Origin of the sequence: Variovorax sp. PBS-H4 (genome assembly GCF_901827205.1) — a bacterium.
Taxonomy (GTDB): Bacteria; Pseudomonadota; Gammaproteobacteria; order Burkholderiales; family Burkholderiaceae_C; genus Variovorax.
Genome location: NZ_LR594675.1, coordinates 1,780,670 through 1,805,024, shown reverse-complemented (window position 1 = coordinate 1,805,024; position 24,355 = coordinate 1,780,670). Strand labels below are relative to the sequence as shown.

Below are 24,355 nucleotides of genomic sequence, written 5' to 3'. Positions count from 1 at the left end.
CTCTGTCAAATCAACCTACCATTGAGTTAGATCAATGAGAGGCGCCGCACCGCGGCGAAATGACAGATGAGCACACCCGCTTCCTCGGGACAGGCCACCGCCGGCTTCCTCAATACCGACTGGAACCCTCGCAACGTGCCGACCGGCACGACCACCACGAATGTGGTGCTGCGCACGGCAGACAATGCGGCGACCAGCGGCTCGTTGTACGAACCCGCCGCGCCGAGCGACACCGTCGTGTGCGTCATGCATCCGCGGGAGTTCATGGCTTGCCATTACCTAATTCCCGACATCGTCGGCGCCGGCTACGCCGCATGGTCGCAAGCGCCGCGCTCGGTCGGCAACGACTTGCGGCTGGAGCACGAATTCGCGCTGCACGACGTGGCCACGGGCCTTGCGCACCTGAAGGCTCGCGGCTTCCGCCACATCGTGTTGCTCGGCAACTCCGGCGGTGCCGGGCTCTACGCGTACTATGCGCAGCAGTCGGCGCTGCCCGGCGCCGAGCGCGTCGCCAAGACACCGGGTGGCAAGCCCACGCAACTGGCGGAGCTCGAGATGCCCACCGTCGACGGCCTGGTGTTCATCGGTCCGCATCCGGGTCAGGGCGCGCTGCTGATGAACTGCATCGACCCGTCAGTCGCAAGCGAGACCGATGCGTTGTCGGTCGATCCTGCGCTCGATCCGCTGAATCCGGACAACGGCTACGCCGGGCCGAAGGGCACGCGTTACGACGCTGCGTTCGTCGAGCGCTACCGCGCGGCACAGCGCGAGCGCGTGGCCCGCATCGACGCCACGGCCCGCCAACTGATCGAACGGCGGCTCTCGGCGCGCCGGCGCGTCAAGGAGGCCGGTCCCGCGGCCACGGCCGAAGACAAGCGCGTCGCCGCACACACGCCCATCATCAACGTCTGGCGCACCGACGGCGATCTGCGCTGCTTCGATCTCTCGCTCGATCCCTCGGATCGCAAGTTCGGTTCACTCTGGGGCGCTGACCCGTACGCGTCGAACTACGGCGCGGTCGGCTTCGCCCGCCAGTGCACGCCGGAGAGTTGGCTGTCGACCTGGTCGGGCCTGTCGTCCAACGCCAGCCTGGCGAAAACCGCCGCGTCGATCACCCAGCCCGTCCTGGTCGTCGAATACACCGGCGACCAGGCCTGTTTCCCGGGCGATGTGCGCCGCATCGTCGATGACATCGCCTCCCCGACCAAGCGCCACGAACGCGTGCGCGGCGACCACCACGGCCGTGCACTGTCGACTGATGAAGAGCCCGGCCGCCTGGCCGCCGGGCGCCTGCTGGCGCACTGGCTGCACGACACCTTTCCCGCCTGACCCGAACCTGGAGAGCCCATGCCTGCCTCGAACCTTCCCGCGCCGGCGCTGCGCGGCGTCGACCACACTGCCCGCCCGACCTGGAGGCTGCGCGAAACCATCGAGTTCTACCGCGACAAGCTCGGCCTGCCGCTCGTGCACGTGATCTCTGCCCGTGGCTGGGGCCCGGCCACGCATCCCGACTTCCTGCACTTTTTTTTCGACAGTGGAAACGGCAGCACGATCGCCTTCTTCTACTATCTCGGCAGCGAGCAGCCGGCGGGTCTCGAAGGCCGGGCGGCCATGAAGCCGGTGCCTGAAGACCACGTGTTCGACGCCACCCACACCGCCTGGCTGGTCGACGGGGTGGAGGAACTGCAAGCCTGGAAGCAGCGCCTCGAAGCCAAGGGCCTGGATGTGTCCGTCGAGACGCGCCACGAGGTGATCGAGTCGATCTACGTGCGCGATCCGAACGGTTACTTCGTCGAGTTCACTCGCAAGCTACGCCCTCTCGACGACACCGATGCAACCGACGCCGCCCTCACGCTGCAGGCAGCGATCGAAGCCGAAGACGCTGCCGAACGTGCCGGCAGGCGCGTCGCCGCGATCGACGAAATCTGGTCGCGCAAGGCGGCCTTGCTCGACGAACGCGACGGCCGCACCGGCGTTGGCGTGCGCATCTACGTGCCCAAGGTCGACGAGTTCGCCTCGATCGTGAAGGACGCTGCCGCGCGCGGCGATTGCCGTGTCAGTTCCAGCGAGGGCTACAACTGCATCGAGGCCGACGCCCCGATCGAGTTCCGGCGCAAGGCCCTCCAACTGAAGCCGGCGGTCTGGTACGGCCTGTTCACGGGCGGCGTGCATGGCCGTGTCGAGGTGCTGGATCGCGACCGCGTCGTCATTGCGCCATCGCAAGCCTGAACACAGACAAGAGCAGGAGACACCGTGACGAACATCTTGAGTCCCATCGAGGGCGTAAGCTATCCGCGGCCCGAGCGCGCCGCGGCCTCATTGGCCAATGGATCGTGGTTTCCCGCGACGGTCGGCGATGCGCTGCGCGCTACGGCAAAACGCCACCCTGATCGCGCCGCCTACATCAGCGACGAGCGCACGCTGACCTACCGCGAATTCGATGAGATGACAGAACGCCTCGCGGCGGCGCTGCTGGATCTCGGCCTCGTCCCCGGCGACCGCGCGATCTGCCAGCTTGGCACGAATGTCGAGACGGCCATGGTGCTGCTCGCCTGCTTCAAGGCCGGCATCGTCCCGGTGTGCTCCCTGCCGCAGCACCGCGAGGTCGAGATCGGGCAGTTGACCCGGCAATCCGGCGCCCGCGGCTACTTCGTGCAGGCCGACTTCAGCAGCTTCGATCTCGTCGGCTTCGCGGCAGGCATGCTCGAAGAACACCAGACGCTGAGGCATCTGGTGGTCGTGCGCGGTGCGGCTGCCGGCGCGTCGAGCCTGGAGGCCCTGATCGAAAGCATGCCGCTTGCTACGGCGCGAGAACGCCTGTCCGGCCTGCCGCTGGGCTGCGAGGACGTGGTGAGCTTCCAGCTGTCGGGTGGCACCACCGGCGTTCCCAAGATCATTCCGCGCTTCCATGCCGAATACCTCGGCCATGCGGCGTGCTGGATGCGGCGCTATCGCATTGGGGTCGACAGCCGCGTGATCTGGTCGCTGCCGCTGCTGCACAACGCCGGGCAGTTGTACGCGCTGATTCCATGCGCTGCCTTCGGCGTAACCACGGTGCTGATGCCCCGCGTCGACATCGGCCGCATGCTCGAGCTGATAGAGCAGCACCGGGTCACGCACGCACTGTCCATCGGGCCGATTGCGCCTCAATTGCTGGCCTACACCGACATCGGCCGGCATGACTTGTCGTCGCTGCAGCTGTTCGCGACGATGAGCCGCTCCGATAGCCTGGAAAAGCACCTCGGCCTGCCTTGCTCCAACCTGTACGGCATCACCGAGGGCTTGCTGCTGGGGTCTCCCGCCGACGCGCCAGCCTTCGCTCGACACCACACGCAAGGCGCATCGGGCTGCCCGCAGGACGAGATCCGCCTGCTCGTGCCCGGCAGCGAGGAGCCCAGCGCGCCCGGGGAGATGGGCGAGATGTGCTTTCGCGGCCCGTCCAGCCTGACCGGCTTCTTCGGCAACCCCGAGGCGAATGCAAAGGCCTTCACCTCCGACGGCTTCTACCGTACCGGCGACATGATGACCGCGCACATCGTCGACGGCCTCACCTGCTACGCCTTCGAGGGGCGGCTTCGGGACAACATCAACCGCGGCGGAGAGAAGATCGGCTGCGAAGAGGTCGAAGCGTTCATCAGCCAGCACCCGGCGGTGGCCGACGCCAAGCTGATCGCGATGCCCGATCCGTTCTATGGCGAAAAAGCGTGCGTCTACATCGTGCCGCGCCCCGGCATGACCGTCCCGGACGTCAAGACCCTCGGCGCCTTCCTCGTGGGTCTGGGCCTGGCCAAATACAAGTGCCCGGAGCGCGTCGAGGCCATCGACAGCTTCCCGCTCACGCGTGTGGGCAAGGTCGACAAGCCGGCACTGAAGCAGCGCATCGCCGACCAGCTGGCCGCCGAACTCGCCGAAGCCGCGGGGAGCACGACATGATCGCCACCGAGCAGGTGCTGAGCCAGCTGCCCCTGGTCATCCGGCGCCGCGTGAAATGGGGCGATTGCGACCCGGCCGGCGTGGTCTACACGGTGACTTTCTCGGAGTACGTGATCTCGGCGGCCGAACTGTTCTATGGCGCTTTGTTCGACACCACGCCGCAGCGGGCCAAGCGCGAGCAGGGCTTCGGCACGCCGAGTCGCGCGCTGTCCTTCGAATTCCATCGTTCGCTGCGGCCCGATGACGAGTTCGACATGACCGTGACAGTGGCCGACATTCACAGCCGCACCTACGTGCTCGACGTCACGGGCCGCACGCTGCAGGGCGAGGTCGTGTTTGTCGCGAAGCTCACGCCGGTGTGCGTGGCGCGCGACGAACGCCGCTCCATCGAGATTCCGCACAGTTTCCGCCAGGCGTTGCAGGGCTACCGCGATGCCTGCGCCAAGGCCGATCCCACCCAGGAGACAAACTCATGAAGATCGCAGTCATCGGCGCCGGTCCCGCCGGCATGTATTTCTCGCTGCTCGCGAAGAAGCGCGATTCCTCGCACGAGATCCGCATCTACGAGCAGAACCCGGAGGGCGCCACCTACGGCTGGGGCGTCGTGTTCTCGGACATCGGGCTGGCGTTCCTGAAAGAAGCCGACCCCGAGTTCTTCGCCGAGTTCACCGCGCACCATGAAAAGTGCGACTACATGGAAGTGGTGCACCGCGGCACCCACGTGCAGATCCACGGCAATCATTTCTCGCGCACCGCCCGGATCGACATGCTGAATACGCTGCAGCGCGCTTGCCAACGGCTGGGCGTGCAGATCGAATACGGCCGCCGCATCGACGACGTGCAGGCGCTGGCCAGCGAGGTGGACCTGGTGGTCGCCGCCGATGGCGGCAACAGCGAGGTGCGCAGGCAGTTCGCCGACCACTTCCGGCCGAGCTTCGAGAAGCGCCGCAACAAGTTCGCGTGGTACGGCACGCGCCAGCGCTTTCACCCCGTGTCGCTGATCTTCCGCGAGACGCCGCATGGCGTGTTCATCGCGCACAGCTACCAGTACAGCCCCGAACTGAGCACCTTCCTGGTGGAGGTGGACCCCGACACGTGGCGGCGCGCTGGCCTGGATACCGCGAGCGAAGACGACAGCCGGCGTTTCTGCGCCGAGGTGTTTCGCCCCGAGCTCGGCGGCAACGAACTGCTGACCAACCGGTCGCTCTGGTTCGAGGCCAACATCGTCAAGAACGAGCAGTGGACGCATCGCAATATCGTGCTGCTCGGCGACGCGCTGCGCACGGTGCACTTCTCGCTCGGGTCGGGCACGCGCATGGCCATGCAGGACGCGATCGCCCTGCAGAGCGGCATGGCCGCGCACCCGCAGGATCTGCCAGCGGCTTTTGCCGCGTTCGAGGCGACGCGTCGGCCGGCCTCGTCGAGCTTCCAGAGCGCGGCGGCAAAGAGCCTGGACTGGTATGAAAGCGTTGCGGACAAGCTGCACCTCGACCCGGTCAGCTTCGCCTACGACTACATGCGCCGCACCGGGCAGGTGGGCCACGACGACCTGAAGCAGCGCGATCCGCACTTCACCGCGGCGTACGAAGCGCTCCACCCCCACAGCATCTGAAGGAATCATCGCCATGAACTCGTTGTTTCTTGCCCTGCCGTCGGGCATAGGTGCCCTGTGCCTGGTTGTTGCCGCCGCCGCCACCGCACAGACCTTTCCGGCCAAACCCGTTCGCACCGTGCTGCCCTACTCCGCCGGCAGCGGCCCCGACGCCGTGATGCGCAGCGTCGGCGACAAGCTTGGCCGCGAATGGGGACAGCAGGTACTGGTCGACAACAAGCCCGGTGCCAACAGCTGGCTCGCACTCGGCGAGGTCAAGCGTGCGGCGCCCGACGGCCACACCCTGCTGGTCGTCGACGCCACGCCGATGACGCTGCAGCCGAACCTCTACAAGCAACTGCCCTTCGATCCGGTAAAAGACTTCGAACCGGTCACGCCGCTGTATTCGACGAACTTCTTCGTCGTCGTCGGCGCCAACTCGCCATGGAAGAACATGGCCGACCTGATCGCGGCCGCCAAGGCGAAGAAGGGGCAGGTCACTTTTGGCAGCTGGGGCATCGGCAGCGTGGCCCATGTGGGCACGGCCCAGCTCGAGGGCACCACCGGCACGGAAATGATGCACGTTCCCTTCAAGGAGCTGCCGCAGCTGTACACGGCAGTCGCGACCGGCGAAGTCGACTGGGCCTTCGGTACGGCGGCGACCGTCGATCCGCTCTACCGCGCCAGGAAGGTCCGGCTGCTGGCCTATGCCGGCGCGAAACGACTGGCCGGCTACGAGGATGTGCCGACCGTCGCAGAGGCCGGCGGCCCGGCCGGCTTCGAATTGCGCACGTGGGTCGCGCTCTACGCACCCAGGGGAACGCCCAAGCCAGTGATCGACCGCATCAATGCGAGCGTGGCGAAGACCCTGGCCGAGCCGGAAGTGCGCGCGCGTTTCGCTGGCTTCGGCTTCGATCCCTGGAGCGCGGCACCTGCGGAGATCACGCGTGTCGCCGCCGCCGATACCCGCCGCTTCGCGGACATCGTCAAGCGCGCCAGCATTTCATTGGACTGAAAGAAACCTCATGACGACCCGCAACTTCCGGATCGGGCAAATCGTGCCCAGTTCCAACACCACGATGGAGACCGAGGTGCCCGCGATGCTGCGCGCGCGCGAAGCGATTCGACCCGAGCGCTTCACCTTCCACTCGAGCCGCATGCGCATGCACAAGGTGACGAAGGAAGAACTCGAGGCTATGAACAAGGAAAGCCTGCGTTGCGCAGCCGAACTGGCCGACGCGCGGGTCGACGTGATGAGCACGGCCTGCCTGGTCGCGATCATGGCGATGGGACTGGGCTACCACCGGGAGACCGAGGGCGAGCTGACGGCAGTGGCGCGCGCCAACCAGTCGATCGCACCGGTGATGACCTCGGCTGGTGCGCTGATCGACGGCCTCAACACGCTGGGCGCCAGGCGCGTCTCGATCATGGCGCCGTACATGCGGCCCCTCACGGATCTGGTCGTGAAGTACATTGAAAACGAAGGCATCGAGGTGATCGACTCGATCTGCTTCGAGATCCCCGACAACCTCGAGGTCGGGCTGCGCGATCCGATGCTGCTCATCGACGACGTGCGGCGCCTCGACACACGCGGCGCCGACGTCGTGGTGGCATCCGCGTGCGTGCAAATGCCATCCCTGCCCGCCATCCAGCGCATCGAGGACATGCTTGGCATCCGGACCGTCTCGACCGCGGTCTGCACTGTGCGGCGCATGCTCGATCACCTCGACCTCGAACCCGTTGTTCCCGGTGCAGGCGCACTGCTCGCCTGAATCGCGACTTCCCTCATCTTGAACGGGTTTCCACGACCCTAGCGAAAGCTTTCGCAACCCGCCACGTAGTTCCGGTTGGTCACACGCGGATCGCGATTCACCAGCGGTCGGCCATAGAGTGGGTGCAGCAGGCTGCGCACCTCGTGCTCGAGCATGACGAGCGGCTGCGACGTCGCGGGATCGATGATCTGGCGGAACCGGTACTGGTAGGTATCGTCTTCCTGGCTGACCAGCCCTCGCGCACGCAGGCGCTCGTACGGCCCCGAGAAATCGTTCACATAGATCTGTATATGGTGGCCGTCATACGGCACGATCGTTTCGTCCCCTTCCCGATATACCAGCGTCTGGCCCGGGCCGACCATGACGCGCGCCGATGCGCCCTGACTGTCCGAGTCCACCGTTGCGCGGGCCCCCATGATCTCCCGATAGAACGCCGTGATCCCCGCGGCCGTGCCACGCGGGACATCGAGTTCGACGCACGGCAAAGCCAGGCGCGCGCGTGCGAAGCGCTCCGAGGGCTCGAAGATGCGGAATCGGTTGCCCCACGGGCAGGTGGCGGCAACGTGGTCGGCGCGCGCTTCGAATGTGAATCGAGTCCCGGCGAGCAACTCCGACACGCCCGCCAATCGCTGCAGCAGGGCTTCGTGGTGCGGCATCACCAGCGACAGGGTGCCGGGCAAGACCATCGGCGCGCCGGTCGGCATGTGAATCTGATTGCGGCCAATGTTGATCCACATGTTGTTGGTGCCGGTGAAGAGATAGGGGTCGCGCGTCAGGCCCAGTCCCATCACATAGAAGACGGTTGCGAGTTGCTGGTCGGGGATTGCAAGATTGACGTGTTCGAGAGCAACGATGTTGCCGGTGTCTCCAAGTTCACGATCGAACATTCCCTGGGTCATGATCTTTGCTCCATTCGGTTCCTGGTGTGACGAATGCCGGCGCTGAATGTCAGGCCGGCCCGGTACTGCGCCGCACGATCAGCTCGACGTGCATTGGCGGCGGCTCGAAGTGCTCGCCGCCCAGCCGCGCCAGCAGCAGCCGGCCCGCCGCCTCGCCGATCTCGCGGATGGGCAAACGCACCGTGGTCAGCGGCGGATGCAGGTACGCCGCGAAGTCGTTGTCGTTGAAGCTTGCCACGGAAAGCGCCTGCGGCACCGCGATGCCGCCCTGGTCGAGCGCGGCCAGGGCGCCGGCCGCCAGGTAGTCGGTGCCGAAGACCATCGCGGTCACGGGCGTGCGCCGCCCCAGGATCTCCTGCATGGCGGTGAAGCCTTCCGCAAAGCCGTACTCCGTTTCGATGATGGCGCGCTCGTCGAGCGCCATGTCGTGCCGCGCCAATGCAAGCGCCAGGCCCTCGAAGCGGTGCCGGGCGCGCTCGCTGTCCTTGCTGCGGCCGCCGACAAAGCCGATGCGCTTGTGCCCCAGCGCAGCCAGGTGGGCCACCACCTGCGCACCGGCCGCATGCTCGTCGAAGCCCACGGCGTCGCTGCCCGAACCGGGCGGCGCCCACATCTGCACATAGGGCGTGCGATGGGCCGCCAGCATGGAGAGGACGGCCGGCGGCTGGTCGGTGCCCAGGAGCGCCACGGCATCGACGCCGCGCTCGAGCATCGCCCGCAGGATGTCCGGCTCCTTCTCGCGCCGGCCCTCGGGCGCCGACAGCAGCAGCGTGTAGCCCTGCTCGGCGAGGGTGGCCTCCAGCGCCTGGATCATGGCCGGGAAGGAAGAGCTGCCGAAGCGCGGAACGACGGCGCCGATGGTCTTGGTGCGCCGCATCGCGAGGGCGCGCGCCGCACCGTTGACGACGTAACCCAGCCGGTCGGCCGCCTCCATCACGCGGACCCGGGTCGCCTCGCTGATCATCTCCGGCTTCGACATCGCACGGGAGACGGTGCCCGTGGACACGCCCGCGAGCGCGGCCACGTCGGCCAGGGAGGCCGAGCGGGCGCTCGATGCGGCGGCGCGGGACGATGGGCGGAGTGAATTCGGCATGGCGTGCGAGCACGCTGATCATACGAATTTGCAAGCGCTTGCAGCAGCAAGGCCGGCGCCGGCGCTCAATTCCTGGTTCTCTCAGGGAAATCCCCTAGTGGACATCTTCTGCGTCATCGCCTTAAGCTCAATGCAAGCGCTTGCATAAGACGCCCGGGCCTTGCGTTTCAGGGCCCCACCTTCTGGAGACCCCCGATGAAAACCGCTCCCACTTCCTCACGTCGCCTGCTGCTCCAAGGCGCGCTCGTCGCTGGTGCCGCGCTCGCATTGCCGGCCCTTGCCCAGCCGTCCTGGCCGATCGCCGGCAAGCCGATCCGCATCATCGTGCCCTTCCCCGCCGGTTCCGGCTCGGACACGACCGCGCGCGTGATCGCGAAGCTGATGGGCGACGAACTCGGCGGGCATCCGGTGATCGTGGACAACAAGCCAGGCGCCGGCACCTTCATCGGTGCACAGGAAGTGGCACGCGCGCCGGCGGATGGGCATACGCTGCTCTACACGATCGTCATCACGCACACGCAGAACCCGCACCTCTACGCGAAGCTGCCCTACGACCCGGTGCGCGACTTCACGCCGCTGGCGCAGATGGTCAAGTCGGCGACTGTGCTGATCGCCAACCCGTCGGCGCCGGTCAACAACGTGCAGGAGCTGGTGGCCTATGCGCGCGCCAACCCGGGCAAGCTGAACTACGCCTCGTACTCCGCGGGCTCCACGTCGCACCTCAACGGCGAACTGCTGCAGATGCGCACCGGGACGCGGATGGTGCACGTCCCCTACAAGGGAACGGCCGATGCGTCGCGGGCGCTGGTCAGTGGCGATGTTCACCTGTACTTCGACGGCACCGCGAGCGCCGTTGCGCTCATCAAGGCCGGCAAGGCCAAGGGCATCGGCGCTGCCACGCCGACGCGCGTCTCGGTCCTGCCCGACCTTCCCACCATCTCCGAGCAGGGCGTGAAAGGCCTCGACATCGTGGGCTGGCAAGGGATCTTCGGCCCCGGGCAGATGGACCCGGCACTCGCGAAGCAGGTGGCGTCGCTGCTTGCCAAGGTGGCGCGGATGCCCGAGATGCTCAAGCTGATCGAGGCCCAGGGCAACGAGCCTTCGGGCGTGAGCGGGCCCGAGTTCGCCGCCATCGTGAAGAGCGACAGCGAGCGGTGGGGCGAAGTCATCCGAAGCGCCAACATCAAGCTCGATTGAAAGAAAGAGACCGACACCCATGTTCGATACCCTCATTCGCGGCGGCACCTTGATCGACGGCAGTGGCGCGCCGCAACGGCGGGCCGATGTCGGCATCGCCGCCGGCCGCATTGCCGAGATCGGCGACAAGCTGGGCCCGGCCCGGCGCACCATCGATGCGGACGGCGCCATCGTCACGCCCGGCTGGGTCGATGTGCACACGCACTACGACGGCCAGGCCACCTGGGACCCTTACCTCAGCCCCTCGACCGACCACGGCGTGACCAGCGTGGTGATGGGCAACTGCGGCGTGGGCTTCGCGCCGGTCAAGCCCGATCGGCGCGAGTGGCTGATCAGCGTCATGGAAGGCGTGGAGGACATCCCGGGCACGGTGCTGGCCGAGGGCATCCGCTGGGACTGGGAGAGCTTTCCCGAGTACCTGGACGCGCTCGAGCGCATGCCGCGAGCGCTCGACGTGGGCGCCCAGATCCCGCATTCGGCCCTGCGTGCCTATGTGATGGGCGAACGCGGCGTGACGCACGACGAGGCGACGCAGGACGACATCCGTGCCATGGTGGCGCTCGCACGCGAAGGCCTGCGCGCCGGTGCGCTGGGCCTGTCGACCAGCCGCACCATCATCCACAAGTACGACGGCCGCAAGTACCCGCCCGGCACCTTCGCATCGCCGGACGAGATCCTCGGCCTGGCGCGCACGCTGGGCGAAGTCGGCCACGGCGTCTTCCAGATGACCTCCAACCATTACCAGATGGAAACCGAGGTGCCGTGGCTCACCGAGGTGGCGCGCGAGAACCGGCTGCCCGTGGCCTTCGCGCTGGTGCAGACCGACCAGACGCCCGACACCTGGGCCCGGCTGCTGGCGACGCTCGACGACACGCACAAGGCCGGCATCCCGCTGTATGGCGCGGTGGCTGGGCGGCCGGCGGGCATCCTGATGGCGTGGCTGGGGTCCACCCATCCCTTCATGTCGCATCCGCTGTGGCAGCAGATCGCGCCGCTGCCCTGGCCCGAGAAGCTGGCCCGCCTGCGCGACCCGCAAGTGCGCGCGCAGCTCACCGACATGGAGACGCTGATGGGTGCGGCGAAGTACGACACGCGCCTCGCCTACCTGACCCAGAGCTTCCAGAAGATGTATGCGCTGGGCAGCGAGCCCGACTACGAGCCGCCGCCGGAGAGCAGCATCGCCGCCATTGCCGAACGCGAGGGCCGCGTGCCGCTCGAGGTGGCGTACGACATGCTCATGGCCGACGAGGGCCGCGGGATCATCTACTTCCCGAGCTTCAACTACGCCTACAACGACCTGAGCCAGCTGCACACGCAGCTGCAGCATCCGCGCACGATGATGAGCCTGGCCGATGGCGGCGCGCACTGCGGCTATATCTGCGACGTGAGCATGCCGACCTACATGCTCACGCACTGGGCGCGCGACCGTCGCCGTGGTCCGACGCTTCCGCTCGAATTGATGGTGCAGCGCCAGACCCGCGACACCGCCGCCATCTACGGCCTGCGCGATCGTGGCCTGCTCGCCCCGGGATACCTGGCGGACATCAACATCATCGACTTCGACCGCCTGCGCCTGCCGCCGCCCTACGTGGCCTTCGACCTGCCGGCAGGCGGGCGGCGGCTGGTGCAGACCGCCGAGGGTTATCGCGCGACGCTGAAGCGGGGCGAGACGATCATGGAGAACGGCCAGGTGACCGGTGCGCTGCCGGGCGGGTTGATACGCGGGCCGCAGGCGCTGGCGTAGCTTCGGCCTCTGCCGCGGTGGCAAGGCCAGGCGCCAGCCACGGCGGCAGCTGCTGTTCCTTCTACTTTGGCGACGCAGCCGGCTCTGCCGACACGAGACCCGTTGCAGGTCGCGAACGACCTGGCCATTCATCCTCGATGTAGGTCACCCGCCGCATGATGCGCCAGCGGCCGTCGGGATCTCGCCTCATCGTGTCCAGGTACCGGCCCATGCCCCAGACGAAGGACCGCTCGCCGTCGCTCGCGTCGAAGCGGAACATGTAGCTTTCGACGTTCGCGGTGTCGCCGTGCAGTTCGACGAGGCTGTTGAGCACGAGATGCTTGTGGTACTTGTCGGGCGCATGCGAATGGGTGGTCGCAAACTCCCTGGTGCCGGCACCGCCCTCCCACCGGTTGACGGTCCCATCCGGCCGGCGGGTCTCGCGCACGGTGTCTTCGGTGAAGCAGTCCACCAGACGATCGACGTCACCGTAATCGAGGGCACTGCCGTACCGCATCAGCGTGTCGAGGATCGCGTTTCGATCCTCCAGTTCCTGCACGCGCGCCTTGAGCGCGGCGAGATCATCCTGGGACATTCCTTGCTCCTGTGGGGACTGTGAGTCTCGGTGCGGCTCAAGCAAGAGCCATCCGCTGCACGCCAGCGATCCAGCGCTGGAAAGCAGCCATCTGGTCGGAGGCGAAATTCCGGGTCGCCTCGTCGGTACAACTCCCGTCCGGTGCGAACTTCCCCGACGCGGCACCGATGAAGACCTCTGGCTTGGCCAGCACCTGTGCGTTCATGAACAGCATGACCTTCCTGAGGTCGTACTGGACCCGCGCACCTCCGAGCGGGCCCGGCGAGGCCGACAAGATCGCGACGGGCTTGTGGGCGAACGGCTGGTCGTCGCCGCGGCTGACCCAGTCCAGCGCATTCTTGAGCACCCCGGGGATCGAAAAGTTGTACTCGGGCGTGGCGATCACCACGCCATCGGACTTGCGAATCCGCTCCCGCAGCGCCAGGACGGACGGCGGAAAGCCCTTGGCGAGAACATCCCCGTCGAAAAAGGGGATGTCGCGGAGCTCAACCGTGTCGAGCGTCATGCCTTGCGGCATGGACCGGCCGACCAGGTTGAGGGCCATCCGGTTGATCGAGCCTGCACGCAGGCTTCCGCACAGTCCGACGATGTCAAGTTGGGTCATGTTCAATTCAGCTCTCGGTAGTCGTGTGGTTTGCATCAAATGAAGTCGGGTGGCGGCCTATTCCGGGACAACGCCAGCATCGCGGATCAGTTTCGTCATCAGCGGAAAATCGTTGTTCAGCTGAGTGGCGAATTCGGCGGGTGTCGAGGCCACGGCTTCCATGCTGAGATCGCGCAAGGTCCGGCGAACCTCCGGCGTCGCCATGGCGGTGACCACGGCCTGCTGCAGCTTCTTGACGATGGCGTCGGGCGTTCGCGCAGGCGCTGCAATGCCGATCCAGGGCGACATGCGCACGAGACTGTCGGTCATTCCCTGTTCGGAAAACGTCGGCGTGTCGGGCACGACAGGATCGCGCCGTTCGCCCGTGACCGCGACGAGCCTGACCTGTCCCTTCTGTGCATAGCCTGCCGCCACTGCCGTGCCCAGGAACGCGATGTCGATGTTGCCGCCGAGCAGATCCTGGAGTGCAGGGGCAGCTCCTCGGTAGGGTACGTGCACCAGCGCTGCGCCTGCCCGGTTTCCGAGCGCCTCGCCAATGAGGTGCGGGTAGGTGGCGGGCCCCCAGGAGCCGTAGGTCACCTTGCCCGGGTGGTCCTTGATGTACTTGAGCAGATCGGGAAGGCCTCCGGGAGCCGGCATGCCGGGCCGCACCATCATCGCCACGCCGTAGCGGCAGACGATGGAGACAGGCGTGAAGTCGCGCAGCGGGTCGTAAGGCATCTTCTTCACGACGCCGGTGACGTTGATGAACACATCCGAGTTCGAGAAGAGCAAGGTGTAGCCATCCGGCGCGGCGCGTGCCACCTCGGCACTGCCGATGGTTCCGCTCGCGCCGGGCTTGTTGTCCACGACGACCGACTGTCCGAGTGTCTCGCTGAGCGACTGTGCAACGCGCCGCCCCAAGGCGTCGGTGGGCCCACCCGCAGGAACGGGGATCACCAGCCGGATCGGCTTGTTCGGATACGGGGAGGACTGCGCAAGCGCGAAGGCAGGATTGAAGGCCATCCATGCCAGGACGCAGGAGGAGGCGATTTTTGCCGCGAGTTTGAATGGATTGGTCATGTCGGGTATCTGGGTGAGCGAGTGTTTGGAGGGCCTGTCAGTCGGTGATGTCGATCCGGAAGCCCTGGGTCCACCTGTCGCGAATCGGTGGCTCGGGGATCATGGAGAAGCGTCGGCGAATGTTGGCCCTCGAACGCTCGAGTTCCCTGCGTACCGCCGGCCAGTCGACGCCGACCAGCTTGCCATGCCGTTTCACGATCCTTCCGTCGACCATCACGGTGTCGACGAGGCTGGGGTGTCCGTAGTTCACCACCGCCGCATAGGGGTCCCACATGGGCGCGAGTCCCAGCGAGTCGGTTCTCATCAGCAGAAGATCCGCCTTCTTCCCGACAGCGAGGCAGCCGGTGATGTCACCGAGGCCGATGGCCTTGGCCGCGTGGGCGGTTGCGATCTCCAGGACTTTCTTCTGATGCACTTTCCGGGTCATCCTGAGCGGATTCTTCAGCGAGCGCTCAAGCCGCCACACGTTCAGGAGCGCCCGCATGGGCCCGAACATGTCCCCGGCAAGGTCGATCGTCGCGTCGACGCCGATGCTCGACTGCCCACCCATGGACGTGAACCGGTTGACGACGGGATAGGCTCCATACGTCATCTCGATCTCGATCTCGGAGCTGATCGACGCTCCGCCGTCGATGACCATCCGGAGTTCATCGTCGGTCAGGTGATTGCCATGCACGAAGAGCAGATCAGGGGCGATCTCGCCCGCGTCGTGCAGTTCCCGCACCACATTCAGCGGCTCGCGGGCGCTCATCCCCACGTGGATGCTGATGCGCGCCGGCTTCAAGGTCCGGGCCCAACGCAGCTCATCGAGCATGGATCCCGCCTCCGAAAGCGTTTCGAATTCGCGCGAGGCGATTCCGAAGCGGACCCGGGCTGAATCGTCGCTGAAGAACTTGTCGCGGATCCGGGCGGCGTTCTGCTTGTGCCACTCGTCGAGGGGACCGTTCACATCCGCGAGGAGCCGGGGCAGGTCCTGGTCTGGCTGCCCCGGCGTGTAGACGAGATTCCTGTAGGTGCCGTAGCAGAAGATTCCCCGGATGCCCGACTTGATGATGCCCTCGGCCAGGCCGTCCGAGTGCGCCTCGGACACCTGCAGGTGCGAGTGATCGACCAGGGTCGTGATGCCTGAATCGAGCGCTTCGAGTGCACCGACCCAGTTGGCAAGCGCCGCGTCTTCGGGCTCGTAGCAGACACAGTACATGCCGCGGATGTACGTCATGTAGTCGAGAAGATTCCAGTCGGTCCGAACGCCATGCAGCGGCGTTTGCCATGTATGCCGGTGCGTGTCGACGAAGCCAGGGCACATCACCATGCCTGATGCGTCGATGACTTCCGCATCATCGATGTGCAGCTCCGGGGCGATGGCCGCGATAAGGTCGCCTTCGACCAGCAGGTCTCCCGCTGGCAGGTCCTCGGACTTGCCGTCCATCGGCAGCAGGGTCGCGCCCTTGAACAGAATGCGTTGCTTGTTCATCAGCCAATGACTTTCGACATTACCGGGCGGCGCGCAGATTGGCCGTCTGCACCACGTCTTTCCATTTCGCCATGTCCTTGGCCACCATGCTGCCGAGTGCACCCGGCGTGCCACCGACGGGGATGTAGCCATTCACCTTCAGCACACCCAGAAGCTCCGGCGAGGCGAGCGACTTGTTGATAGCGCCGTTCAGTTTGAGGATGAACTCCTGCGGGGTTCCGGAGGGCACGAAGATGGCGAACCAGCTGTTGCCTTCGAGGTTGTCGACACCTTGGGACGCGAATGTGGCGGCATCGGGAGCGAAGGCCCATCTCTCCTTGCCGGTGACCGCGATCGGGCGCAACTTGCCGGACTCGATGAAGGGCTTCAATCCGGCTGCATCGAAAGTCATGTCGACCTGGCCGGCGGCCACCGCTGTCGCGGCGGGCGGAGTTCCCTGGAACGGGACGTGGAGCAGGTCCAGCTTCGACTGGAGCTTGAACAGCTCGCCCATCAAGTGATAGCCGCTTCCCTCGCCGGCACTCGCGTAGGTCAGTTGCCGCCCGGAAGTCCGGGCGTAGTCGCGCAGTTCCTTCAGGTTGTGTACGGGCAGCGAACTGCTGACCGCGAGCATGGCCGGAGAGTCGGCGACGTAGGCGACGGGCGCAAAGTCCTTGATCGGGTCGTACCGCAGCGAAGGCTCGTAGGCGGCCGCCACGCTGAAGTTGGCGATGGTCCCCAGATAGATCGTGTAGCCATCCGCGGGCGACGTCGCCGCGAGCGCGGTGCCGATTTTTCCGGCGCCGCCGGATCGGTTGTCGATGATCACGGGTTGCCCGAGCTGCTTTCCCATTTCCGTGCCCAATGCGCGGCCGAGGACGTCGGTGCTGCCTCCCGCAGGCCAAGGCACGATCATGCGGATCGGCTTGGCGGGATAGGTCTGTGCGTGCGCACTCGGGGTGAACGAACCCGCGCCTGCGCCCACGGTGGCTGCAGCCAGCGCGCAGCAAAAGCTGCGTCGTGTCGGATGTCTCATGTCTTGGCTCCTTGGGCTTGTGTGGATCGATGGGTGTTCAGCGGGGCTCGCGCCCTACACGCTCGGCCGCGAGTTCGGCAAGCATCACTGTCGGAAGATTGGTGTTCGCACTCGGGATCACCGGCATCACGGAGGCATCGACCACGAACAGGTTCTTCATTCCGTGCACGCGAAAGTCCTCGTCGACGACCGCCATCGGATCGTCTCCGCGGCCCATGGCGCAGGTGCCGACGGGATGCCCCATCGGACTGATGGAGGACAGGATCCGCTGGTCCGGGATCTGGGCGCCACCACCGCGGCAGATCGCGGGTGCCCCGCTCTTGAACGCGCGGCCGAAGATCGTCCGGCGAAGAAAGGCGGGCGAGTTGGCAGCGGCTTCGGCCGCCATCGACAGCAATTTTCCAGCCAGTCCGGGCCGGTTGAATTGCTTCACCGCCAGCGCGCCGGGCAGCAGGAATGCTTCGTGGTACTGAGCGGCGACACCGGGATCACGCAACAGCTGCTCGGCCAGCCGCGCGGCCAGGACCATGCGTGGCGGATCGGCCGGGTCCGACATGAAGCGGAAGTTGATGTCCGGTCCGATTGACGGGTCCGCGCTCTTCAGCCTGACCGAGCCGCGCGACTCCGGGGCGTAGAGGGCGCTTCCCACAAGCGCGAAGTCGGGGCCATAGGACTCTCCGCTCACTCGCCCGATGATGAAATTGAAGAGGTCGCCTGGCGGAGAGCCGGGCATTCGCGATGACGACCTCAGGCCTGCGAGGGCGAAGCGTCGCAGATCGGCCCGGGCACGCTTGCCGCGTGGCAGCGTGAGTGCGAAGAACATGTACGGGTGATTCTGCAAATTGCGGCCGACGCCAGGCCGGTCGAGCACCGGGAGAACGCCGATGGACGTCAACTCGCTGGCAGGTCCGATTCCGGATCTCAGGAGAAGCGCCGGGGAATGGATCGCGCCGGCGGAGACGATGACGCTGCGTGCACGCAGATGAAGCGATGCACCCCCACGTATTGCTTCCACCCCGGAGACACAGCCGTCGCTCGCGCACAGGCGGGTGACCTGCACGTTCGAGAGAATTTCGAGATTCGCCCGGGCCCGGGTTCTGGCGGTCAGATAGGCGCCCGCCGTGGTGACCCGCTCTTCCCCATCGATGGCGTTGGGCATCGAGAAGAAGCCGTCGCCCGGCTGTTCGTTGATATCAGGCACGAAGGGCAGCCCGGCTTTTTGCGCCGCCTGTTCCATCGCACGGACGAAGGCCGGCCATTGTTCCTTGGGTGTGCGACCAATGGCATGCAACCCGCCGGCACCGTCCTGCCGGTCCCGGTCGCCCTCGAGTTTCCGGAAATAGGGCAGCACCGATTCCCACGAGAAATCTCCGGCGCCGGCTTTCGCCCAACGTGCGTAGTCCGACGGAATGCCGCGCAACGCGTAAAGGCCGTTGATGCTCGAACCGCCTCCCATGACACGGGCCTGCGGGTATGGCACCGGCACGCCGCCGTCGCTGGCCGTCGCGGTCAGGCCGTCCCAGAAGTAGTCCGGATTCAGCGTCGAGACCGGGAAGGCATCGCGGATGTCGGCGGGCTCCTTGCCTGGCGCGATATCGCCCCCTGCCTCGACCAGCAGGACACGATGCCGCGGGTCTTCCGAAAGACGCGCCGCCAGGACGGCGCCGGCCGTACCGCCACCGACGATCAGGAAGTCGTGTTCCATACATGTCCGTCCGGGGGCTTCTGATCGTTTGGCCGTGCGCCTGTCCAGGCGTCGTCGAGCAGTCTTGCCAGTGCCTCTGCTTCCAGCGGGCGCGGAGTCCAGTAGGGATTGGCGAGCGCCAGTTCCACGACCCGACCCAGGCCTTCTCTCGGCATTCCTATCTCACGCAGCGAGGTCGGTGCGTCCAGTTCGAGCGCCAGGTCGTAAAGCCCGGTGGCCGCCTCTGGCGCCCCGATGGCTGCAGCCACCCGGGCCATCGCCTCCGGCGCGGCGGCCGCGTTGTACGCGAGCGCGTGGGGCAGAACCACGGTGTGTGTCTCTGCATGCGGCAGATTGAAACTCCCGCCAAGTGTGTGGCACAACTGGTGGTGCAGCGACATGCCCACGTGCCCCAGCACCGAGCCACAAAGCCACGCGCCGTACAGGCAGGCACTGCGCGCGGCCATGTCGGCCGGCGCGCGATGGATGCTACGCAGGCCCTGTGCGAGCGCTCGAATGCCTTCCTCGGCCAGCAGGGACATCACTGGATTGCCGTCCCTGGCATACAGGCCTTCCGCGGCGTGGGCGATCGCATTGATGCCGCTGACCACCGATATCGAGACAGGAAGATGCTGCGACAGCACCGGGTCGTACAGCACCGTCCTGGGCAGCACGCGCAGGTCGCGTCCGGTCTTCTTCACCCCCGCCTCGGTCATGCCGTAGATCGGCGTCATCTCGGAGCCGGCATAGGTGGTTGGCACAGCAATGATCGGAAGTCCTGATTCCAACGCGATGGCCTTGCCGAGGCCCACTGTCGAGCCTCCTCCGACAGCGACCGCGCAGTCCGCGCCGACCTCGCGGGCGTATTGCCTGGCGCGCCGGACCGATTCCACCGGCACGTGCATCTCGGCGCCACTGAAGATCCCGGCGCTGGCGGAGCCGACCAACGTGGATGCCATTTCGGCAATGTTCGTCTGCCGCGGAGTACACAGCACCAGCGCGCGCCTCGCGCCCAGCGCATCGACTTCCTGGCGCAGCTGATGCAGGCTTCCCGGTGCGAACACCACGCGCGATGGGTGGGTGACGAATGTGAAGGGGTGATCGAAGGGCATGCGGCTCTCACCGGTCCTTGGGTTGCGCGGGCTTCCAGCCCACGGCTGCGGCCAGCCGCCGGCCCGACGCCTGCAGTGCCGGCAACCAGGCCTGCGGATCGAGCGCTCGGCCGTGATCGTCCACCAGCGCGCCGTGTCGCTTGCGCCAACGTCCGGCCACCATGACCGAATCGATATTCGCCAGGCTCGTCTGCATCAGGACAGTGCTGACGGGGTCGTGCACCGGCTGCATGTTGGGCAGCCGGGCGTCGATCAGCACCAGGTCGGCCTGCTTGCCGGGGGTGATGGACCCGATGCGGTCCTGCTGCCCGAGCATCCGGGCGCCTTCGATCGTCGCCCAGCGAAGCGCATCCAGCGTGTGGATCGTGGTGGTCTCGGGAATGACGGCATCTCCGGTTGCGGCGGCGCGGAATGCCGCGTTGTCGAGGGCACGTTGATGAACCATGGCGATGCGGGCCGCGATGAACATCTCGCCAGACAGGCCCGATTCCAGGTCCACCCCGATCGAAGGCGCGACGCCCCGGTCGCGAAGCCGTCCCACGATCGGATGCCCATGTCCCTGGGTCATTTCGTTTTCGGGCGTGATCGAGAAACTCATGCCTGACTCGACGAAGCGGTCCAGTTGGGCGTCGCTCAGCCCATTGCCGTGCACGATGTTCACGCGGGGACCGAGCAGACCTTGGCGCGCGAGCACGGTCCAGCCCTCCGGCGCACGGGCAGGGCCGCCGCCCTGGTGCATGGAAACGGTCAGGTCGAGCTCGCGGGCCAGCGCAAAGTCCGACAACGCGACCTCGAGCGTCGAATAGTGCGGGCCGAGGATCGCCATGCCCAGGCTGAGCAGTCCGCCGCTGCCGAAGCGCGCGTCGGCCCGCAGGCGCTGGATCTCGGCTCGAGGGTGCGGCACTTCCCAAAACGGAGCCTGCCCCGGCGCGGGGTCGGGCTTGGGGCTTCCGTGGAAGAACGCGGCGCGGATGCCGCTGCGGGCCAGGGCATCGATCGCCGCGTCCGTGTGCGCCGCCGTCGGATTGTTGTGGCACCAGTCGACCAGGGTGGTCGTACCCGCATTGAGTTGATTGAGCGCGCCCGCATAGGTGCCGATGCCGATGTCTTCGGGTGCGAAGAGTGTCCCGAGGCCGGCATGCATCCAGCGGAAGTACTCCAGCAAGGTCCAGTTGCTGGCCATGCTGCGCAGCGCGGTCTGCCATGTGTGCATGTGAGCATTGACCAAGCCCGGGAACACGATGAACCCTCGGCCGTCGATCACCGTATCGGCTGCGCCCGCGGGCGTGCCTTCATGCGGCAGGCCAATGGCCGCGATGCGATCTGCCACGATCTCCACGCAGGCATCCTCGAGCACGCCCAGCGCCTCGTCCATGGTGACGACCGTGGCGCCCGTGATGAACGTGCGTCCCGCCGATGTGGAGTTCGGTCGCATCACACCGGCGCCGTGCGCGCACCCGCTGCGGCCGCGCGGCCGGACGCCGCCGGGAGCGGGTTCAGCACGAAGCGGAAGTCGAGCGTGTAGAACGGAATGGCACTGCGCGCGCCGTCGGGCGTGACACCGGGCGGGTGTTCGATCCAGTCGGCGATCAGCGACGAGCGCACGCCGAAGACGGCGTCGGAGTCGAGGTATTGATCGCCGTTGCGGAACACATGGGTGATCAGGCGTTCGAAGCCAGGGGCAGTGATCATGAAATGCAGGTGCGCGGGGCGCCATGGGTGGCGTCCCAATGCCTCCAGCATCTTGCCGACCGGGCCGTCGTGCGGAATCGGGTACGCCTCGGCGCGAATGGTCTTGAAGTGGAATTTGCCGAGTGCGTCGACATTCAGGGTGGCGCGGGCGCGGTGCTCGTGGTCGCCCTCGCCCGCCGCCGCATACTGGACGTCGTAATGGCCGGTCGCATCGGCCTGCCAGACCTGCAGTTCAGCGCCGGGCACCGGTCGGCCCTGAAGGTCGACAACGCTGCCGCGCACGAAGCAGGGCTCGCCTTGGGCCCCGTTGGCCACGTCGCCGCCCAGCGGAATGCGAGGAGATCCTTCCACGTGGAAAGGGCCGAACACCGTGGCCTCGGTGCAACCCTGAGGCTTCCTGTTGTTGAGCGCAGTGACCAGCATGGACAGGCCCAGCGTATCGGACAGCAGGATGAACTCCTGGCGCTTGTCCGTGGTGATGTGCCCGATGTCCGTCAGGAAGCGGATCCCTGTGAACCACTCCGCTTCGGTCAGCCCGACATCGCGTGCGAATGAATGCAGGTGCTGCACCAGGCTGGTCATCAGCTCGCGAAGCCGGGCGTTCTCGGCGCCCGCATGCATGGCGATCACGGCGCGCGTGATGTTGTCTTCGTTCAGGTTCTGCACAACCGTCTCCTGGTGCTCTGGCGCTTCGCTTCGATTGCGACGGACTTTAAGAAGGCCTGCGCCGCGGAACCAGTGGGATAGACGGGAAGCTTGTTTCCGCCAGCCGGAAAACCCAGGGTTTTCCCTTTGCACCCGAGCGGGGTCCGCCGCAGCGCATGACGACCGATGAGGGAAACTGCGGAGTTCGCAAGCAACGAACCGCAGGAGTGCATCGGTGGACCGCTGGACGGCAATCGAACTATTGGTGAAAACGTCTGAACTGGGCAGCATGTCCCGGGCGGCCGAGGCATTGGGCATGTCGAACGCAGCGGCAAGCCGCCACCTCGCGGCGCTGGAGGAGCGCCTGGGGGCCAGGCTGATCCAGCGAAGCACCCGTCGCCTCACGCTCACCGAGGTCGGTGAGGCCTTCTACCGGAGCTGCAAGAGCGTGCTGGCCGACATGAGCGACGCCGAATCGGCCGCCAGTGCCACCACGCTCAACCCGACCGGCACGCTGCGCATCACGGCGTCGCTGTCGTTCTCGGTGCATCACATCTCGCCGCTCCTGCGAGAGTTCACGCAGCGCTATCCGAATGTGACGGTGCACGTCGAGACGGCGAACCGCTACTTCGACCTGATCGACAACAACATCGATGTCGCCATCCGCACGCGCGAGTACGAGAACGACTCCAACATCACCATCCGGCGGCTGGCCACCACGCGAAGGATCCTGGCTGCGTCACCCGGCTACCTGGACGCTCACGGCATGCCGACCACGATCGAGGAGCTGCAGCAGCGGCCGATGCTGATCTACACGTACAGCAACAACCCCAACGACCTGAGTTTCCGGCGCAACGATGAAACCCGCACGGTGCACGTCAAGGGCCTGCTGGAATCCAACGACGGCCAGGTGCTGCGCGCTGCGGCACTCGATGGCATGGGCATCGTGGTGCAGCCCAAGTACATCCTCTACGAGGATCTGGTGGCGGGCCGTCTGCTGTCCGTGCTGGACGACTGGGACATGCCGCACCTCACCATCAACTTCGCGTTCCAGAGCCGGCGCCACATGTCGGCCAAGGTGCGTGCCTTCATCGACTTCATGGTGGAGCACTTCGACCGCATGGACTACGAGCGCAAGTGGACGAGCTTCGACCGTGGTGCGGGGAAGCCTCCGGCAGCGGATGCGTCTCGTCATCGGCTGGCTGCGTAGGCGCTCGGGCCCGCCAGGATTTTCGACGCCTGCGGAAGACGCCGCGACTCATGCCTCGCGCGCGCAATCGATCATCAGCGCGCGCAGCCATTCGTGCGCCGGCGAATGGTCGGTGCGCGGATGCCAAAGCATGCGCACATCGAAGAGCGGCAGTTCCAGCGGCAGGTCGAAGGGCTCCACGGCGGCCATGCGCGTCATCCGCCGCGCGAACCGCGCCGGCACGCTCGCCACCATGTCGGAAGTCTCGAGCACGAACGGAAGCGCGAGAAAGCTGGGCTTGATCATCAGGACATTGCGGCGCCGCCCATGAGGCTCCAGCGCGGCATCGATCTGCACGTTGTATATCTGCGCGGACACCGGCTCGATGGTCACGTGCGGCAGCGCGCAGAAGGCAGCCACATCGAGCGCCTGCTTGTGCACCGGATGGCCGCTCGCGGCGAGGCCGAGAAAGCGATCCGAAAACAGCTTCCGCCCCTTGAGGTAGTCGGGCGCATTCGGAAAATAGGTGAGCGCAAGATCCAGCTCGCCGGCCGCCATCATCTCGCCGAAGTGGTGCGGATTGGTCTGAAGGACGTGCAACTTGACGCCTGGCGCTTCGCGGCGGATGCGGCGCATCACGGCCGGCATCATGAGCAGGTCGATGTAGTCGATGACGATCAGGCGGAAGGTATGGCTCGCGGTCGTGGGATCGAAGCGCGGAGGCTCTATCACCCGCTCCACCGCGGCGATCGCGTCCTGTACGCGCGGCCAGATCAACAACGCGAGCTCGGTCGGCACCAGCCCGGTGCCGGAGCGCATCAGCAGCTCGTCGCCGAGCACATCGCGCAGCTTGGCGAGCGAAGCGCTCATGGATGACTGGCTCATCTCGAGCCGCTCGGCCGCGCGCGTGACGTGCCGCTCGCGCAGCAGGGCATCGAAGGCGCGCAGCAGGTTCAGATCGAAGTCTTGCAGCCGCATGACCGCATTGTGCCGCCGGCATCGGTGACCCAAGCGCTTCGCCGCCGGACCCGGCGCGCGCGGGAAAACCCTGACCCTTCATCAGAAATCCGATGGC

Annotated in this window: 22 protein-coding genes; 10 read left to right on the top strand and 12 right to left on the bottom strand. The window is 66.4% G+C overall.

What is annotated here, in order from left to right; genetic code table 11:
• The first annotated feature begins 66 nt into the window (after window positions 1-66).
• From E5CHR_RS08575 to E5CHR_RS08545, 7 genes are read left to right on the top strand one after another with little or no spacing between them, the layout of a single operon-like run.
• A complete protein-coding gene (locus E5CHR_RS08575; RefSeq protein ID WP_162579293.1) occupies window positions 67-1,329 on the top strand; it encodes an alpha/beta hydrolase in 1,263 nt (420 codons plus the stop codon).
• A gap of 18 nt (window positions 1,330-1,347) precedes the next feature.
• On the top strand, window positions 1,348-2,229 hold the full coding sequence (locus E5CHR_RS08570) for a VOC family protein (RefSeq protein ID WP_162579292.1): 882 nt from the start codon (window positions 1,348-1,350) through the stop codon (window positions 2,227-2,229).
• A 24-nt stretch (window positions 2,230-2,253) separates the two neighbouring features.
• Complete coding sequence (locus E5CHR_RS08565) at window positions 2,254-3,933, top strand: AMP-binding protein (protein WP_162579291.1); 1,680 nt, start codon at window positions 2,254-2,256, stop codon at window positions 3,931-3,933.
• Window positions 3,930-4,409 carry an acyl-CoA thioesterase gene (locus E5CHR_RS08560; protein WP_162579290.1) on the top strand — a complete coding sequence of 160 codons (480 nt, stop codon included), beginning with the start codon at window positions 3,930-3,932 and terminating at the stop codon, window positions 4,407-4,409. The genes E5CHR_RS08565 and E5CHR_RS08560 overlap by 4 nt, the downstream gene beginning before the upstream one ends.
• Window positions 4,406-5,545, top strand: a complete 1,140-nt coding sequence (locus E5CHR_RS08555; RefSeq protein WP_162579289.1) for an FAD-dependent monooxygenase — start codon at window positions 4,406-4,408, stop codon at window positions 5,543-5,545. Before E5CHR_RS08560 ends, E5CHR_RS08555 begins: the two co-directional genes overlap by 4 nt.
• 13 nt (window positions 5,546-5,558) lie before the next feature.
• A complete protein-coding gene (locus tag E5CHR_RS08550) occupies window positions 5,559-6,539 on the top strand; it encodes a Bug family tripartite tricarboxylate transporter substrate binding protein (RefSeq protein WP_162579288.1) in 981 nt (326 codons plus the stop codon).
• Window positions 6,540-6,549: 10 nt separating this feature from the next.
• Entirely contained in the window at window positions 6,550-7,296 is a 747-nt protein-coding gene (locus tag E5CHR_RS08545; protein WP_162579287.1) for a maleate cis-trans isomerase family protein, read from the top strand.
• Between the two features lie 38 nt (window positions 7,297-7,334).
• Here the strand turns inward: E5CHR_RS08545 and E5CHR_RS08540 are convergent, their stop codons facing one another.
• Window positions 7,335-8,195: a VOC family protein gene (locus E5CHR_RS08540; RefSeq protein WP_162579286.1), complete on the bottom strand. Its 861-nt coding sequence runs from the start codon at window positions 8,193-8,195 to the stop codon at window positions 7,335-7,337.
• Between the two features lie 49 nt (window positions 8,196-8,244).
• Window positions 8,245-9,288: a LacI family DNA-binding transcriptional regulator gene (locus E5CHR_RS08535; protein WP_162579285.1), complete on the bottom strand. Its 1,044-nt coding sequence runs from the start codon at window positions 9,286-9,288 to the stop codon at window positions 8,245-8,247.
• A gap of 195 nt (window positions 9,289-9,483) precedes the next feature.
• Here E5CHR_RS08535 and E5CHR_RS08530 point away from each other — a divergent pair, with 195 nt between their 5' ends.
• Window positions 9,484-10,485, top strand: coding sequence for a Bug family tripartite tricarboxylate transporter substrate binding protein (locus tag E5CHR_RS08530; protein WP_162579284.1), 1,002 nt, complete (start codon window positions 9,484-9,486; stop codon window positions 10,483-10,485).
• A gap of 19 nt (window positions 10,486-10,504) precedes the next feature.
• On the top strand, window positions 10,505-12,229 hold the full coding sequence (locus tag E5CHR_RS08525) for an N-acyl-D-amino-acid deacylase family protein (RefSeq protein ID WP_162579283.1): 1,725 nt from the start codon (window positions 10,505-10,507) through the stop codon (window positions 12,227-12,229).
• A 61-nt stretch (window positions 12,230-12,290) separates the two neighbouring features.
• Here E5CHR_RS08525 and E5CHR_RS08520 read toward each other — a convergent pair whose 3' ends face one another.
• Genes E5CHR_RS08520 through E5CHR_RS08480 form a run of 9 tightly spaced genes read right to left on the bottom strand, consistent with a single transcriptional unit; the run spans window position 12,291 to window position 22,112 of the window.
• Entirely contained in the window at window positions 12,291-12,803 is a 513-nt protein-coding gene (locus tag E5CHR_RS08520) for a nuclear transport factor 2 family protein (protein WP_162579282.1), read from the bottom strand.
• A 37-nt stretch (window positions 12,804-12,840) separates the two neighbouring features.
• Window positions 12,841-13,443, bottom strand: a complete 603-nt coding sequence (locus E5CHR_RS08515) for an NADPH-dependent FMN reductase (protein WP_232061999.1) — start codon at window positions 13,441-13,443, stop codon at window positions 12,841-12,843.
• A gap of 21 nt (window positions 13,444-13,464) precedes the next feature.
• Window positions 13,465-14,469, bottom strand: coding sequence for a Bug family tripartite tricarboxylate transporter substrate binding protein (locus E5CHR_RS08510; protein ID WP_162579281.1), 1,005 nt, complete (start codon window positions 14,467-14,469; stop codon window positions 13,465-13,467).
• A 37-nt stretch (window positions 14,470-14,506) separates the two neighbouring features.
• Window positions 14,507-15,943, bottom strand: a complete 1,437-nt coding sequence (locus E5CHR_RS08505) for an amidohydrolase family protein (RefSeq protein WP_232061998.1) — start codon at window positions 15,941-15,943, stop codon at window positions 14,507-14,509.
• Window positions 15,944-15,962: 19 nt separating this feature from the next.
• Window positions 15,963-16,958: a Bug family tripartite tricarboxylate transporter substrate binding protein gene (locus E5CHR_RS08500; RefSeq protein ID WP_162579279.1), complete on the bottom strand. Its 996-nt coding sequence runs from the start codon at window positions 16,956-16,958 to the stop codon at window positions 15,963-15,965.
• 37 nt (window positions 16,959-16,995) lie between these two features.
• On the bottom strand, window positions 16,996-18,663 hold the full coding sequence (locus E5CHR_RS08495; protein ID WP_162579278.1) for a GMC family oxidoreductase: 1,668 nt from the start codon (window positions 18,661-18,663) through the stop codon (window positions 16,996-16,998).
• On the bottom strand, window positions 18,645-19,754 hold the full coding sequence (locus E5CHR_RS08490; RefSeq protein WP_162579277.1) for a maleylacetate reductase: 1,110 nt from the start codon (window positions 19,752-19,754) through the stop codon (window positions 18,645-18,647). Before E5CHR_RS08490 ends, E5CHR_RS08495 begins: the two co-directional genes overlap by 19 nt.
• A gap of 7 nt (window positions 19,755-19,761) precedes the next feature.
• On the bottom strand, window positions 19,762-21,189 hold the full coding sequence (locus tag E5CHR_RS08485) for an amidohydrolase family protein (RefSeq protein ID WP_162579276.1): 1,428 nt from the start codon (window positions 21,187-21,189) through the stop codon (window positions 19,762-19,764).
• Window positions 21,189-22,112 carry an intradiol ring-cleavage dioxygenase gene (locus E5CHR_RS08480; RefSeq protein WP_162579275.1) on the bottom strand — a complete coding sequence of 308 codons (924 nt, stop codon included), beginning with the start codon at window positions 22,110-22,112 and terminating at the stop codon, window positions 21,189-21,191. The genes E5CHR_RS08485 and E5CHR_RS08480 overlap by 1 nt, the downstream gene beginning before the upstream one ends.
• A gap of 214 nt (window positions 22,113-22,326) precedes the next feature.
• Between E5CHR_RS08480 and E5CHR_RS08475 the strand changes: the two genes are divergently transcribed.
• Window positions 22,327-23,301 (top strand): LysR family transcriptional regulator, encoded by a 975-nt coding sequence (locus tag E5CHR_RS08475; RefSeq protein ID WP_162579274.1) that lies wholly within the window; start codon window positions 22,327-22,329, stop codon window positions 23,299-23,301.
• A gap of 48 nt (window positions 23,302-23,349) precedes the next feature.
• On the opposite strand, the gene E5CHR_RS08470 is transcribed toward E5CHR_RS08475, so the two are convergent.
• Window positions 23,350-24,258 carry a LysR family transcriptional regulator gene (locus tag E5CHR_RS08470; protein WP_162579273.1) on the bottom strand — a complete coding sequence of 303 codons (909 nt, stop codon included), beginning with the start codon at window positions 24,256-24,258 and terminating at the stop codon, window positions 23,350-23,352.
• Between the last annotated feature and the right edge of the window lie 97 nt (window positions 24,259-24,355).